We start from the raw sequence: 206 nt of genomic DNA, 5'->3' as shown, positions 1-206 counted from the left end.
GGCGCCGCCGGTGAACAACACGGTGGTGCTGCAGTCGTTCACGTTCCCGCACTACTCCGCGAAGCTGCGGCCGAAGGCGCTCCGGACGCTCAACGACCTCAAGGGCACGCTGGCGACCGCGAAGGCCATCACGATCACCGGCTACACGGAGACGGACAGCAAGGGCAAGGCCGCGACCAAGGCCAACAAGCGCCTGGCGCTGAAGC

General features: G+C 67.5%; 1 protein-coding gene. It reads left to right on the top strand.

The genetic code is table 11. The features are described 5' to 3' along the window. Positions 1-206: hypothetical protein (locus OP04_RS55320; protein ID WP_198154342.1), on the top strand; the 206-nt coding region annotated here is incomplete at both ends.

The sequence above is a fragment of the Catenuloplanes japonicus genome (assembly GCF_000717135.1).
Taxonomy (GTDB): domain Bacteria; phylum Actinomycetota; class Actinomycetes; order Mycobacteriales; family Micromonosporaceae; genus Catenuloplanes; species Catenuloplanes japonicus.
This window is presented reverse-complemented; position numbering and strand designations above follow the sequence as displayed.